This is a genomic window from Micromonospora sp. NPDC049230 (assembly GCF_040647875.1).
GTDB lineage: Bacteria > Actinomycetota > Actinomycetes > Mycobacteriales > Micromonosporaceae > Micromonospora.
Window position 1 is genome coordinate 23,667 of sequence record NZ_JBEZCZ010000002.1, and the last position, 13,637, is coordinate 37,303.

Consider the following 13,637-nt stretch of genomic DNA (forward strand, 5'->3'; position numbering starts at 1 on the left):
GGTCAGAAGTCGACAGGCGGCAGCTCCGGGCCACCGGCGGCGTCACCCGCGCCGACCCCGACGCCGAGCTTCTCCAGGATCTTCTTCTCGATCTCGGCGGCCACGTCCGGGTTTTCCTTCAGGAACTCCCGGGCCTTCTCCTTGCCCTGGCCGAGTTGGTCGCCGTCGTACGTGTACCACGCTCCGGACTTGCGGATGATCGCCTGCTCCACACCGACGTCGATCAGCGAGCCCTCACGCGAGATGCCCTTGCCGTACATGATGTCGAACTCGGCCTGCTTGAACGGCGCGGCGACCTTGTTCTTCACGACCTTGACCCGGGTGCGGTTACCGACCACGTCGGTGCCGTCCTTGAGGCTCTCGATGCGTCGCACGTCGAGCCGGACCGAGGCGTAGAACTTCAGCGCCCGACCACCGGTCGTGGTCTCCGGGCTGCCGAACATGACGCCGATCTTTTCCCGCAGCTGGTTGATGAAGATCGCCGTGGTGCCGGTGTTGCTGAGCACACCGGTGATCTTCCGGAGTGCCTGGCTCATCAGCCGGGCCTGGAGACCCACGTGGCTGTCGCCCATCTCGCCCTCGATCTCGGCACGCGGCACGAGGGCCGCCACCGAGTCGATCACGATGATGTCCAGGGCGCCGGAGCGGATCAGCATGTCCGCGATCTCCAGTGCCTGCTCGCCGGTGTCCGGCTGCGAGACCAGCATCGCGTCGGTGTCGACGCCGAGGGCCTTCGCGTACTCCGGGTCGAGCGCGTGCTCGGCGTCGATGAAGGCGGCGATGCCGCCGTTGCGCTGGGCGTTGGCCACCGCGTGCAGTGCCACGGTGGTCTTACCGCTGGACTCGGGGCCGTAGATCTCGACCACCCGGCCACGGGGCAGACCGCCGATGCCCAGCGCCACGTCGAGCGCGATGGAGCCGGTCGGAATGATCGCGGTCTGGACGACCGGCCGGTCACCCAGCCGCATCACCGAGCCCTTGCCGAATTGCTTGTCAATCTGAGCGAGAGCAAGGTCGAGTGCCTTCTCCCGGTCAGGCCCTGCTGCCATGGTTGCCACCCCTGCCTTCGCCGGCGTCTTTGCTGAGCTTCGCGTCACGCGGACACGCTAGGCGCTGGGTCCGACAGAAAACCAGCCGACGGGCCGCGAGCTGTGGACGAGCACCCCGCTGTGGACAATAGCCGAACAGGTGTACGACTCGACAAGCGACACGCGGAAGCGACGAAAAGGCTGCTCAGCGTAGTCGGGCGGGCACGCGGTCGGGGTACGCGGCACACACCGCCCGCCACACCACGTGCGTCTGCTCCCCCGACGCCAGTGCCTGCTCGATGGTCCGTCCGCCGAGCTGCGACAGCACCTGGTCGCGGGCGATGCTGGCCGCATAGCCGGGCCCGAACGCCTCGTCAAGGCGCGTCCAGAAGTCGGTCAGCCGCACAGTGATCAGCCCTCCTCGTCCGGTGCCCCGGTCGGCACCGGGCGCAACGCTAGCGCCACCAGGGGCACCGCCGCGACCGCCGCGAGCAGGGTGAGCACCGGATATCCGGCAAACTGCATGACAAACCCACTGGCCACGGCGGCGCCCGCCCCGGCCAGACCCATGATCAGGTCGGACAGCCCCTGCACGCTCGGTCGCACGCCGGCCGGCACCGACTCGGACAGCAGCGTCGAACCGGCCACCATCGTCCCCGACCAGCCCAGCCCGAGCAGGACCAGACCCACCGAGAGCCGTGGCGTGTGGTGCCCCGCGGTGCCGGCGACCGCGCAGGCGGCCAGCAACAGCCCGACCCCGCCGAGGATCACCGCCCGCCGGCCGAGCCGGTCGGTGAGCCAGCCGACCACCGGGGAGAACGCGTACATGCCGGCGATGTGCAGACTCAACACGATGCCGACGAGTCGCAACACGTCGGCGTCGGCGTGCGACTCACCGAGCCGCACCGGGGTCATCGCCATCACCGCCACCATCACCAGGTGACCCACCGCCACGGCGGCGATGCCGAGTCGGGCGGCGGGCTGTCCGCGTACCACCGACCAGGCCGCCCGCATCCCGGCCCCGCGCGGCGCGCGCACCTTGACCGGCACGGTGGTCGGTGACGCGTCGCGGGTCGGCGGCGTGGCGGCCGCCGCGAGGCGCCGCGCGGTGAGCAGCGGATCGGGCCGGAGAAGCCCGAGGAGTACGGCGGCAGCCAGCACGAACGCGACAGCACTGAACGCGAACGGCCCGGCCAGCGCGGGCAACCCCCAGCCGGTGGTGACCCGGTCGGCCAGCGCGGCGAAGTTCGGGGCGGCCACCGCGCCGATGGTGGTCGCCCAGACGATCAGCGAGAGCTGCCGCCCTCGTCGGGCCGGCTCGGCGAGATCCACCGCCGTGTAGCGGGCCTGCAGGTTCGCGGCGGTGCCCCCACCGAAGAGCAGCATGCCGAGGAAGAGCAGCGGCACCCAGCGGGTGGCCGCGGCCAGCACCACGAGTACGCCGCCGACGGCACCGACCGCGTACGCCACCACCAGACCCGGTCGCCGCCCGTGCCGCCCCATGATCCGGGTGACCGGGACGGCGAGCAGCGCCGCACCGACCACACCGGCGCTCTGTGCCACACCGGCCACCGCCGTGCCGGCGATCCGCGCGGCGAGCAACGCGCCCACGGCGATGCCGATGGTCACGCCGACACCACCGATGATCTGGGTGGCGAAGAGCAACCGCAGGGTACGACGTTGGATCGACGTGACGTCGGGGCGGGCGACGGTACGCGACGCGGTCAGGTCGGTGGCCATCTGCGCTCCTCACGCGGGGGTGACCCATCCTCGCGCATCCACGACGGCAAGCGGCAGTGGGTTTAGCCGACAGCCAACCCGACGATCCCTTCCCGCCACCCCGCGCCCCGCGCCCCGCCCTCGGATCTTCAGGCGCGGCGGGCAGTGTTGCCGGCGCGGGTGGACGGCGGGCGCGGGCGGGCGGCGGTGGACGGCGTTCACTCGCGGCCGGGTGTGGTGAGCAGGGGTGCCAGCCGGCGGATCCGGATCAGGGTGTGCGCGGCGACGGCCACGCTGACGGCGGCGATCACGCTGAGGATCACCGCGGAGCCCTCCCGGTCGGCGCCGAGGAGAGCGAGCAGGATCAGACCGAGACACATGCCCAGGACGACCGGCAGGCCCACCCGGGTCCCCCGCCGCTGCCCCGCCAGGTAGCCGGGCAGTTCGGCACGCACCCGGTCGTCCGCGGGCACGGTGCCCCCGCGCAGTGCCTGGCGCAGTGCGTACCCCTCCGGATCCCGCAGTGCTCCCGCCTCGCCCACGATCCGCTGGCTCAGGTAGATCGAGGGGACCGCCCAGACGACGCCCAGCGCGGCGTCCAGCACGGCCTCGACCAGCGACTCCTCCCGGTCGAACAGCCAGCCCACCGGCAGCCCGATCAGCAGCGTCATCGGCGCCCAGGAGACGGCCATGAGCTGTAGCCCGGGCGCCCGCCCGAGGAAGCTTCTCCATCTCTCACTGACACCGGCACGAGCTGCCGCGCTGTCGACATCCATCGACCCGTGCTACCCGCCCAGGGCAGCCACGCAACCCCCGGCGCACCGTCAGTCGTGGACAGTCTGGGTCAGCCGGCCATCACCCGCTGGTGCAGGGCGGAGACCGCCGACCGGGCGGCCACGAACGCGCCGTGCTGCCAGGCCACCTCGTGGCTCAGCCAGTCCCCGGCGAAGTAGACCCGCCCCGCCGGCTGGAGGAGCAGGTTGTACCCGGGTGTGCCGTACCGGGGCGAGGTCCAGGCGCCCTCGATGTAGCGGGTCCGGTCCCAGGCGTGGGAGTACGAGGTGACCAGCTCGGTGCGGTACTTGTCACCGTGGATCTTCACACCCTGGCTGATCGCGCGTTCGCTGCGCTGCTCCGGCGCGAGCCCGCTGTACGCCCGGGCGTTCGCCCCGGTGTTGTAGTAGCCGACGACCAGGCCGCGCCTGCCGTGGAAGCCGTGCGACGGGTACCAGATGTGCGACAGGTCCAGGTCGGTCTCGGTGATGCCGCCGTAGATCCGCTGGTCGGTCTCCCACCAGCGGCTGCGGTACTCCAGGCCGATCTTGCCGGCGGCGGTGACCGGGAAGTCGGCCAGGGCGGCGGTCACCTCGGTGCCGAGATTGTGCGGCACCCGGGCCATCAGGTGCGGCGGCAGCGCCGCCACGCAGTAGTCGGCGGTGATCTGCGACTGTCGGCCACCCTGGCGGTAGGTGACCTCGACCCGGCTGCCCCGGTCGGTCACCCCGGTCACCTCGGCATTGAGCCGGATCCGTCTGGTGCCCACGGCCTTGGCCAGGGCGCGCGGGATCTGGTCCATCCCGCCGACCGGCTGGAACATCAGCATGGCCTGGTCGTAGCCGAACTCGAACGAGAAGTACCGGCCCACGTTGCTGGCGAAGACGTCGGAGAGCGGCGGCGGCGTGCCGAGCAGGCTTCCCACGTCGTTGCCGGCACCGGGATACCCGGAGAAGCCGCGACGGGTGCTGCCGGTGTAGGCCCAGTCGCTGGCCCGTCCTCCGATCGCGCCGAAGCTCTGCAGGAACGACAGCAGCCGGTCACGGTCCTCGGTGGTGAGCCGGCCGTCCAGCGCACCCTGGTCGGTGGCCTTGGCGAGCAGTTCCGAGACGTAGCCGTACACGTCGGCCTTCGCGGTGCGGTACCGGACCGGCTCGGTCATCCCGGCGGACTCGTTGTAGATCCAGGCGTCGGCGTTCTGGTTGGTGAAGACCTCGATGGGTACGCCGAGCTCCCGGCAGTAGTCAATGGTGACCATCCACTGTGCGATGCGACCCGGCCCGGCGTTGAAGTAGACCCCGTCGGAGAAGCCGGCCCGTTGGGTGCGGCCGTCGAGGTCGGTCTCGACGTCGCCACCTCGGATGGTCAGGTTGCGCCCGCCGACGCGGTGCCGCGCCTCCAGGACCGTGCAGTCATAGCCCGCCCTGCCCAACTCGTACGCGGTGGTGAGCCCCGCGATGCCGCCGCCGAGAACGACCACGCTCGCGCCGGACCGCCCGGTCAGGGTGAAATCCGATCGCTGCGGCGCTCGGAACGCGGGGGTTACGGATCCGGCCGCGCTGGGAGCGAGTCCCATGGCACCCATCGTGGCGAGCATCGCACCGGCGCCACCGCTGACTCCGATCGCGCGCAGGAACCCACGCCGGCTGACCATCGACTGCGTCTCGCTCATAACAGCCTCCCCTACAAGATCGACTCGTGTGAGTCTGTAGAGGACCTGTTACGCCGGTCGCGCATTGACGTTTCTGGTGGGTATCTCCTCGGCGTCCGACCGTACTGGCGATTCTCGACAGAGATCTCCGCCCCGGCCGGGCCTCGGCGGGCGACCAACCCACCGGTGGCCGAGGCTGCCGGCTACCTACCCGGCGAGGGCCCGGCTGGCGATGGCGAGGTCGCTGACCAGCCCTTCGTACGCCTTGTCCTGATCGTCGGCGCGCAGCACCGCGGACGGATGGATGGTGGCCAGCAACCGGGTCCGCGGCACGTCGGCCCGCTTCCCGGAGTTGTCCACCGGCACCCGCCGGAAGTCCTCCGGGTGCTGTGCCGACTCGGGCCAGGGCAGCAACTCGCCCCGCTGCCGGGTGACCCGGAAGGACGGGCCGAGCAGCGCCTTGGCGGCGGTGGCGCCGAGCACCACCACGATCTCCGGCCGCAGCCGAGCGAACTCGGCGACCAGCCACGGCCGGCAGGCGGTGACGTGCACCTGGTCCGGGGTCTGGTGGATTCGCCGCTTGCCGCGGAGAAGGAAATGGAAATGCTTTACGGCATTTGTGAGGTACAGATGACTCGGGTCCAGCCCGGCGTCGTCGACCGCGCGGCGCAGCAGGCGTCCGGCCGGGCCGACGAAGGGCAGCCCCTTCTGATCTTCCATGTCGCCTGGTTGCTCGCCGACCAGCACCACGCGGGCACTCTCGTCACCCCGACCGAAGACCGTCTGCGAGGCGTCCCGGTACAGCTCGCAGCCGCGGCAGCCACCGGCCGCCGTGCGCAGGTCGTCGATGGTGTCGGCGTCGGGCGGGATGAACCGCTGGGCGCCCGGAGCGCTTCCGGTCTGCTCGGCCATGCCGACTGTTATATACCGTTGGTTGCCTGGTGCCGGGCACGTCCTCGGCGCGGTGCCGCGACACGAGGAGAACCAACACCGGCGACGCGAGGCCGGCCGACCCGCGTCAGTACCCGTTACCGCCGCCATCCCCGCCGGACGCGATCGCGATCAGCACGATAATGATGATGATGATCGCCACCGCGACCGCGATCCAGACTCCCTTACGTGCCCCACCTGAAGCCATGACCCCACCTCCGGCGCCCCGCATACCCGTCTCGTCCGCCCCGAATCCCCGCGATCTCGCACTTTCTGCCCCGACAAGTGCCGCATTGATGAACCGACCGGAGAGCCGACAGAAAGCGCAAGATCGCGAGGGCGAGGGCGCGGGCGCGCGGGGCGGGGGTGGCTAGGTTGGGAAGCCTTGGGGTGGGGTGGGGTTCTGGGCTTTGGCTAGGGCTGCCGCCAGGGGGGCCAGATCCTCGGTGGTCAGCGGGCTGACGCAGATGCGCACGGCGGGAGGCGCGGCGATCCGGTAGAGGGCGCCGGGGGCCACCGACCAACCGGCATCGCGCAACGCGGTGACCACGCTTGTCTCGTCCGCCACCGGCAGCCAGACGTTGATGCCACTGCGGCCGTGCGCGGTCAGACCGTGCGCGGCCAGTGCGGCCAACAGCCCCACACGCCGCTGCTCGTAGCTCAGCGCCGCCCGCCGCACCTGCTCGGTGACCGCCGGATCCTGCCAGAGGGCGAGGACCAGCCGCTGCAACACGGTGGAGACCCAGCCGGCGCCGACCCGGGTGCGGCCGGTCACCCGGGCCACAGTGGTCTCGTCGCCGACCAGCACCGCGAGCCGCAGGTCCGGGCCGAAGGGCTTGCTCACCGAGCGCACGAAGGCCCAGCTCGACGTCGCCCCGGCCAGCGGGTGCAGGGGTACGCGGGCCAGCTCGGCGGCGTGGTCGTCCTCGATCAGCAGCAGGTCCCGGCGGCCGGCGAGCAGCGCTCGCAGCGCGTCGGCGCGGGCGGCGGAGACGGCGGCGCCGGTCGGGTTCTGCGCCCGGCTGGTGACCACCAGCGCCCGCGCCCCGGCGGCCAGCGCGGCGGCCACCCCGGCCACCAGGGGGCCCTCGTCGTCCAGCGGTACGCCGATCGGGCGCAACCCCAGCGCGGCGACCAGGTCGAGCAGGTTGGCCCAGCCCGGGTCCTCCACCGCGACCGCGTCACCGGGACGCAGGTGTGCGCCGAGCAGCCGTTCGATGCCGTCCAACGCGCCGCCGGTGAGGGTGAGTTCCCCGGCCGGTACGCCGTCGGCGCTCAGCCGGACGCGAGCCTCCTCGGCAAGCTCCGGCAGCACCCCGGCGTCGGAATAGCCGATCGACGGGCGGTTGTCGGCGGCGAGGGCCGCCAGGTGCGGGCCGAGCGGGGGGAGCAGCCGGGGGTCGGGTTCGCCTCGGGACAGGTCGCGGGCACCGGGCAACGACGGAGGACGCAGCGCCGAGCGCCGGGCGGCCACCGGGGGACGCGGACGCACCCGGGTGCCGTGCCGCCCGGCGGTGGCGAGCAGGCCGCGCTGGCGCAGGTCCTGGTACGCGCGGGCGACGGTGGCGGGGCTGACGCCCAACTCGGCGGCGAGCACCCGGACCGGCGGCAGGGCGGCACCCGGCGGCAGGGCGTCCGTACGGATGCCCGACTCGATGCTGGCCGAAATATCGACGGCCGTCGTACCGGTGAGCTGATAGTGTGCTGACACAAACAAGAGATTGTACTAGAACAAAGGGGCGAGCGCATGTACCCACCCACCGCCCGGACCACACCCCACCGTTCCCGCGACAAGATGAGCTACGACCGGGCCGCCGCCCACGCGGTGCTCGACGAGGCGTACCACTGCGCGCTCGGCTTCGCCGTCGACGGCCAGCCACGGGTGCTGCCCACCCTGCACGTCCGCATCGGCGACACGCTCTACCTGCACGGCTCCACCGGCAGCCGTCCGCTGCTCGCGGCCCGGGGTGACGGGCTGGAGGTCTGCGTCGCGGTGACAGTGCTCGACGGCTTGGTCTACGCCCGCTCGCAGTTCCACCACAGCGCCAACTACCGCTCGGTCGTCGCGCTCGGCACCGCCCGACTGGTCACCGACGAGCGGGAGAAGCTCGCCATGCTCACCGCGCTTGTGGAGAAGGTCGGCACGGGACGCAGCACGGCCACCCGCCCGCCCAGCCGTCGTGAACTGGCCGAGACCGCCGTGCTGGCGCTGCCCCTGCACGAGGTGTCCGTCCGGAGCCGCAGCGGCGGGGTCCGCGAGGACGAGGCCGACCTGGACCTGCCGCACTGGGCCGGTGTCCTCCCGCTGCGGATGACCGCCGGGCAACCCGAGCCGGACGCCGGGGTCACCGCGCCACTGCCGGCGTACCTGCGGACCGCCCGCACGCCCTGGCACGACCCGGTGCCGCTGCACGGCGAGCACGTCCGGCTGGAGCCACTGGAGTTGGCGCACACCGACGAGTTGCACGCCGCCACGGCGGACGCGGAGGTGTGGCGGCACCTCAGCGTCGCGCCGCCCACCACGCCCACCGCGACGGCCGAGGTGATCAACACCGCCCTGGCCGCCCAGCATCGCGGCGAGCGGGTGGCCTGGGTGCAGCGCTGCGCGGCGACCGGGGCGGTGGTCGGCAGCACGTCGTACTACGAGATCGACCCGCAGCGGCGGTCGGTGGGGATCGGGCACACCTTCCTCGGCCGGCCCTGGTGGCGTACCGGGATCAACACCGAGGCGAAGGTGCTGCTGCTCAGCCGCGCCTTCGACGACCTGGGCGCGGTTCGGGTCGTCTGGCACACCGACATCCGCAACCTCCGCTCCCAGGCGGCCATCGAACGTCTCGGCGCGACCCGGGAAGGGGTGCTGCGGATGCACCGGCAACGCCCGGACGGCTCCTGGCGGGACACCGTGCAGTACGCGATGACCGTCGACGAGTGGCCGAAGGCACAGGCCCGGCTGCGGGAAAGACTTCTGCGGACGGCACCGGTGGCGTGATGATGGCGGACGTGCTGGGGATCACCGACATCTGGACGTACGTGCTGGGCACCGTGGCCATCATCCTGCTGCCCGGGCCAAACTCACTCTTCGTGCTCTCCACCGCGGCCAAACGGGGCGTCGCGGTCGGCTACCGGGCCGCCGGCGGGGTGTTCGTCGGCGACGGGGTACTGATGGTCCTCTCCGCCGCCGGAGTGGCGTCGCTGCTCAAGGCGTACCCCCCGCTGTTTTTGGTGATCAAGTACGCCGGGGCCGCGTACCTCGGTTATGTCGGGTTGACCATGCTGCTCGGCGCCGTGCGCCGCTGGCGCGACCGCAACGACCCGAGCACGCCGCGGCTCATCGACGCCGCGGAGCCGACGGCGCTGCGCAGCCCGTTCCGCAAGGCGCTGGTGATCAGCCTGCTGAACCCGAAGGCGATCCTGTTCTTCATCTCGTTCTTCATCCAGTTCGTCGACCCCGGCTACGCCTGGCCGGCGTTGTCGTTCCTGCTGCTCGGGCTGATCGCCCAGGTGACAAGCGCGCTCTACCTCACCGCGTTGATCTTCGCGGGCACCTTCCTCGCCGCGCAGTTCCGCCAACGCCGCCGCCTGGCCGCCGGCGGCACCACCGCCGTGGCAGCCCTCTTCCTGGCCTTCAGCCTCAAACTCGCCACCGCCACCGCCGGCTGATCCCCCCGGCGCACGTCGCCGCCCTCGCACGGGCCTGCGCTCCCGCACGGCGTTGGCCGGGCCGGCCCCGCATTGATCATGGGGTTATAGCCACTCGCCCCGGCGTGTCGGGACTATAACCCCATGATCAACGCGGGGGGCCGGGCCGGGGGGCCGGGCGGGGCTGGGCTGGGCTGGGTGGGGCGGGTTAGGTGCCGTCGCCGCCGGAGCCGCCTCCTCCTACGCCTGCGCCGCCGGCGGTGCCGCCCAGGCCGTAGCCGGACTGGACCGGCTCGTCGGGGTGGCGGCTGACGTGGGCGGACCCGGCGATCTGTGCGGACCAGTCGGCCTGGGCGGCAGCGGCGGCGTGCCTGTTGATCGCCTGGCGGATCCAGCCGTCGACGGTGGCGACCCAGTCCCGCCGGTCGGTGTCCTCGTGCCAGATCCGGAACCGACTGATGCTCTGGTGGGTGATCCCGGCCAGCGCCAACCGGCGGTCCATCCAGAGGATCGCCTCCAGACCCGCCGAGTTGGTCACGAAGATCACCTCCAGCTCGGTGATCGGCCCGGCGTAGAGCGGTCCCACCCAGTAGCCCCAGCGCTGGTGCAGCGGCAGGGTGTGCTCCACCCCGGGCAACCCGCCCTCCTGCAACCCGGACTGGCGGATCAGGAAACCGAGCGTGTCCAGCGCCGCCAGCACGTGCTGCTGGGTGGGGAGCGGATGTACGAAGACCGGCACCATGGCCCCCTGGTCGAGATCGGGATCGAGCGACACCTCGGTCCGCAGACCCATCCGCAGGCTGAGCAACGGCACCCCGCCGAAGATGGTCACCGGGGTCTCCCACGGCAGCGGCAGCGCGAAGTCGACAGCCCGCCGTCGACCGGCCGGCACGACGAAGCAGCCGGCGATCGGCAGTTGGTGGAACTGGACAAGACGCCGGGGAGCCGCCGGGTCGTCCGGTTCGACAGTGGTGACCAGGCCGAGCCGGATGTGCCGCACCAGTACGTCCTCCGGGCCGGCCGCGAGGGTCACCCGCCCGGGCAGGCGCAGGCCCGGGCGGGTGCTCGGGTTGGACAGCGTGGTCCGCACGGAGAGCCCGGTCCGGCCGGACTCCCGGGACACCCCTGTCAGCCGCACCGCGGGCCCCCCTTTCCGGGAAGGGGCCCCTCGGCCCCACCCGGCCCGCCTACCCGGTCGAGCTGACGTCAAGCCCGCCCGCGCCGAGCAGCGTCGCCGCGCGGACCCGGCCACACCGCACCGGCACGACCAGATCCGACAGACAGCGCCACCCCAGCCACACCGCACCGGCACGACCGGGCCCGACAGGTCAGCGCAACCGCCTCCCGCGCGGCACCGTGTCGGTCTCGTCGTCGAACTCCCCGATGACCTCCTCCAGGAGGTCCTCCAGGGCCACGAAACCGATCGGCCGGGCCGGGCCACCGCCGTTGCGCACCAGCGCGAGCTGCGACTGTCGGGCCCGCATCGCCCCGACCGCCTCGGTCACCGAGGACGTCGCGGGCAGCGTGAACGCGGGCGTCATCAGCTCCCCGGCGGTGGCGACCCGGCCGGTGGTGACCACCCGCACCGCCTCTCGGACGTGGACCAGGCCGCAGACGTCGCCCGCCTCGTCCAGCACCGCCAGTCGGGACCGACCGCTGTCCCGGCTGACCTGTTCGATTCGTTCGGCCGGGTCGTCCCGACGGACGGTGACCATCGTGGCGAACGGTTCCATCACCTGAGCCACGGACGTGCCCTGCAAATCCAGCATGCTGGTCAGCAACTGGTGCTGCTCGGCGCCGAGCAGCCCGTGCTCGCGGGACTGCTCCAGCAGGATCTTCAGCTCGTCCGGGCCGTGCACCTGGGCGAGTTGGTCCTGTTGGTTCACCCCCACCAGCCGCAGGATCGCGTTGGCCAGGGCGTTGAGCGCGGAGAGCACCGGCCGGGACACCCTGGCGAAGGCGCGGAACGGCAGCGCGAGCAGTGTCGCCGAACGCTCCGCGTCGGTGATCGCCCACGACTTCGGCGCCATCTCCCCCACCACCAGGTGCAGGAAGGTGACCACCCCGAGGGCGAAGAGCAGGGCGATCAGGTGACTGGCCGCGTCCGGCAGGCCCACCGCGTGCAGCAGCGGGCTGAGCAGGTGCTCGATCGCCGGCTCGGCCAGCGCGCCGAGACCCAGCGTGCACAGCGTGATGCCGAGCTGCGCGCCGGCCAGCATCAGCGACAGCTCCCGGACACCGTCCAGCGCGGCGCGTGCCGCCCGCCCGCCGTTCGCCGCCGCCTGCTCCAGGCGGTACCGCTTGCTGGCCACCAGGGCGAACTCGGCGGCCACGAAGAACCCGTTCAGTGCCAGCAGGATCCCCGAGCTGAACAGCGCGACCCCAGGGCTCACGGGCTCACCCCCGGCTCGGTCAGCTGCAACCGCACCGAGTCGGCCACGTGCCGGTCCACGGCCAGCACCTCGACCAGGGCCCGGGGCTCCGTCTCGTTGTCCTCGCCGTCGGCGCCCTCGGGCAGCAGGCTGATCTCCAGCCGGTCACCGACCTCCGGCACCCGGCCCAGCTCCCGCATCACCAACCCGGACAGGGTGTCGTACTCCGGGGCCTCGGGCAGCGCGATGCCGGTGCTGTCGGCGACCTCGTCGATCCGCCAGCGGGCCGGCACCACCCAGGAACCATCGTCCTGCCGGGCCGGCGCCCGGTCCGGCGGGTCGTCCTCGTCCCGGATCGGACCGACCAGTTCCTCGGCGATGTCCTCCAGGGTGATCACCCCGGCGAAGCCGCCGTACTCGTCGACCACGCACGCCATCTGGCGATGCCCGGACCGCAGCCGGTCCAGCACCGTGGGCAGGGCCAACGTCTCCGGTACGAGCAGCGGCGGCCCGGCCACCGCGCTCACCGGGGTGGTGGCCCGCTCCCCCGGGGGTACGCCGAGCACGTCGGCGATGCCGACGACGCCGAGCAGGTCGTCGACGCCCTCCGCGCCGCGCACCGGGAAGCGGGAGTGGCCGGTGTCGAGCAGCTCGACCACCCGGCTGACCGGCTCGTGCGCCCGTACGGTGTGCACGTCGACCCGGGGCACCATGGCCTCACCGGCGGTCAGCTCGCGGAAGTCCAGACCTCTGTCGAGCAGCGTGGACATCTCGGCGTCGAGGCTGCCCTCCTCGCGGGACTCGGCGATGATCTGTTCCAGGTCCGCCGGGGTGGCGCCGCTGGGCAGCTCCTCGATCGGCTCGATGCCGATCCGGCGCAGCAGACGCACCGAGGCCCGGTCGAAGAGCCGGATCACCGGCCCGGCGACGGCCAGGTAGAGCAGTGTGGATCGGCTCAGCGCCCGGGCCAGTTGCTCGGCCCGGGCGATGGCCAGGTTCTTCGGGGCCAGCTCGCCGAGCACCATCTGCACGACGGTGGCGATGACCAGGGCCAACGCCACCGACAACGGCAGGCTGACCGCCTCGCTGACGCCGGCCACGCCGAGCAGGTCGGCGAGGCCACCGCCCAGGTACGGCTCGGCGACGTAGCCGACCAGCAGGGCGGTGACGGTGATGCCGAGTTGGGCGCCGGAGAGCACGAAGGAGAGCCGGCTGGTGACGGTCAGGGCCCGGGCGGCGGCCTGGTCGCCGTCGTCGGCGAGCTGGCGCAGCTTGCCCCGGTCCACGGCGACGTAGCCGAACTCCTGCGCCACGAAGTATCCGGTGGCGGCAGTGAGAAGGATGATCAGAAGAAGGCCGACGACGATCAGCACCTGTCGCTCAGGGCTCCCGGAGTCGTCGGGACGGGAAGATGCCGGGCACGACCCGGCTGGCTTCTGCTGCCCTCCTGGGCAGAGGAGTCGATCATGCCGCTATTTTATCCGCGCTGGCTGGGACTCCGCTGGGGGTGGGCCGAAGGAGCAG

12 protein-coding genes are annotated in these 13,637 nt (G+C 72.1%); 2 read left to right on the top strand and 10 right to left on the bottom strand.

Annotated features, from left to right (window positions below; genetic code table 11):
- Window positions 1–2: 2 nt before the first annotated feature.
- The 7 genes from recA to AB0A95_RS01855 form a co-directional block, all read right to left on the bottom strand.
- Window positions 3–1,049 (bottom strand): recombinase RecA, encoded by a 1,047-nt coding sequence (gene recA / locus AB0A95_RS01825; RefSeq protein WP_007456801.1) that lies wholly within the window; start codon window positions 1,047–1,049, stop codon window positions 3–5.
- 184 nt (window positions 1,050–1,233) lie between these two features.
- Complete coding sequence (locus AB0A95_RS01830) at window positions 1,234–1,434, bottom strand: DUF3046 domain-containing protein (protein WP_030489422.1); 201 nt, start codon at window positions 1,432–1,434, stop codon at window positions 1,234–1,236.
- A 5-nt stretch (window positions 1,435–1,439) separates the two neighbouring features.
- Window positions 1,440–2,768, bottom strand: a complete 1,329-nt coding sequence (locus AB0A95_RS01835) for an MFS transporter (protein WP_357553691.1) — start codon at window positions 2,766–2,768, stop codon at window positions 1,440–1,442.
- 197 nt (window positions 2,769–2,965) lie between these two features.
- Window positions 2,966–3,523 (bottom strand): hypothetical protein, encoded by a 558-nt coding sequence (locus tag AB0A95_RS01840; RefSeq protein WP_357553692.1) that lies wholly within the window; start codon window positions 3,521–3,523, stop codon window positions 2,966–2,968.
- A gap of 68 nt (window positions 3,524–3,591) precedes the next feature.
- On the bottom strand, window positions 3,592–5,193 hold the full coding sequence (locus AB0A95_RS01845; protein WP_357553693.1) for a flavin monoamine oxidase family protein: 1,602 nt from the start codon (window positions 5,191–5,193) through the stop codon (window positions 3,592–3,594).
- 186 nt (window positions 5,194–5,379) lie between these two features.
- Complete coding sequence (locus tag AB0A95_RS01850; RefSeq protein ID WP_357553694.1) at window positions 5,380–6,084, bottom strand: UdgX family uracil-DNA binding protein; 705 nt, start codon at window positions 6,082–6,084, stop codon at window positions 5,380–5,382.
- A 388-nt stretch (window positions 6,085–6,472) separates the two neighbouring features.
- Complete coding sequence (locus AB0A95_RS01855) at window positions 6,473–7,813, bottom strand: aminotransferase class I/II-fold pyridoxal phosphate-dependent enzyme (protein ID WP_357553695.1); 1,341 nt, start codon at window positions 7,811–7,813, stop codon at window positions 6,473–6,475.
- A gap of 36 nt (window positions 7,814–7,849) precedes the next feature.
- On the opposite strand from AB0A95_RS01855, the gene AB0A95_RS01860 reads away from it, so the two are divergent.
- Together AB0A95_RS01860 and leuE are read left to right on the top strand one after the other, a co-directional pair.
- A complete protein-coding gene (locus AB0A95_RS01860) occupies window positions 7,850–9,091 on the top strand; it encodes a bifunctional pyridoxamine 5'-phosphate oxidase family protein/GNAT family N-acetyltransferase (RefSeq protein ID WP_357553696.1) in 1,242 nt (413 codons plus the stop codon).
- Window positions 9,091–9,762: a leucine efflux protein LeuE gene (gene leuE, locus AB0A95_RS01865; RefSeq protein WP_357553697.1), complete on the top strand. Its 672-nt coding sequence runs from the start codon at window positions 9,091–9,093 to the stop codon at window positions 9,760–9,762. The genes AB0A95_RS01860 and leuE overlap by 1 nt, the downstream gene beginning before the upstream one ends.
- A gap of 187 nt (window positions 9,763–9,949) precedes the next feature.
- On the opposite strand, the gene AB0A95_RS01870 is transcribed toward leuE, so the two are convergent.
- The 3 genes from AB0A95_RS01870 to AB0A95_RS01880 all read right to left on the bottom strand — a co-directional run bounded on the left by AB0A95_RS01870 (window position 9,950) and on the right by AB0A95_RS01880 (window position 13,486).
- Window positions 9,950–10,879, bottom strand: a complete 930-nt coding sequence (locus AB0A95_RS01870) for a sporulation protein (RefSeq protein ID WP_357553698.1) — start codon at window positions 10,877–10,879, stop codon at window positions 9,950–9,952.
- Window positions 10,880–11,069: 190 nt separating this feature from the next.
- The gene (locus tag AB0A95_RS01875) at window positions 11,070–12,134 is read right to left on the bottom strand and encodes a hemolysin family protein (RefSeq protein WP_357553699.1); all 1,065 of its coding nucleotides are present in this window, start codon (window positions 12,132–12,134) and stop codon (window positions 11,070–11,072) included.
- Window positions 12,131–13,486: a hemolysin family protein gene (locus tag AB0A95_RS01880; protein ID WP_357553700.1), complete on the bottom strand. Its 1,356-nt coding sequence runs from the start codon at window positions 13,484–13,486 to the stop codon at window positions 12,131–12,133. Before AB0A95_RS01880 ends, AB0A95_RS01875 begins: the two co-directional genes overlap by 4 nt.
- Between the last annotated feature and the right edge of the window lie 151 nt (window positions 13,487–13,637).

Bases quoted from the DNA above. Each gene is read 5' to 3' on its own strand.
- recA (WP_007456801.1), bottom strand. From the start codon at position 1,049: ATGGCAGCAGGGCCTGACCGGGAGAAGGCACTCGACCTTGCTCTCGCT.
- AB0A95_RS01835 (WP_357553691.1), bottom strand. From the start codon at position 2,768: ATGGCCACCGACCTGACCGCGTCGCGTACCGTCGCCCGCCCCGACGTC.
- AB0A95_RS01840 (WP_357553692.1), bottom strand. From the start codon at position 3,523: ATGGATGTCGACAGCGCGGCAGCTCGTGCCGGTGTCAGTGAGAGATGG.
- AB0A95_RS01845 (WP_357553693.1), bottom strand. From the start codon at position 5,193: ATGAGCGAGACGCAGTCGATGGTCAGCCGGCGTGGGTTCCTGCGCGCG.
- AB0A95_RS01850 (WP_357553694.1), bottom strand. From the start codon at position 6,084: ATGGCCGAGCAGACCGGAAGCGCTCCGGGCGCCCAGCGGTTCATCCCG.
- AB0A95_RS01860 (WP_357553696.1), top strand. From the start codon at position 7,850: ATGTACCCACCCACCGCCCGGACCACACCCCACCGTTCCCGCGACAAG.
- leuE (WP_357553697.1), top strand. From the start codon at position 9,091: ATGATGGCGGACGTGCTGGGGATCACCGACATCTGGACGTACGTGCTG.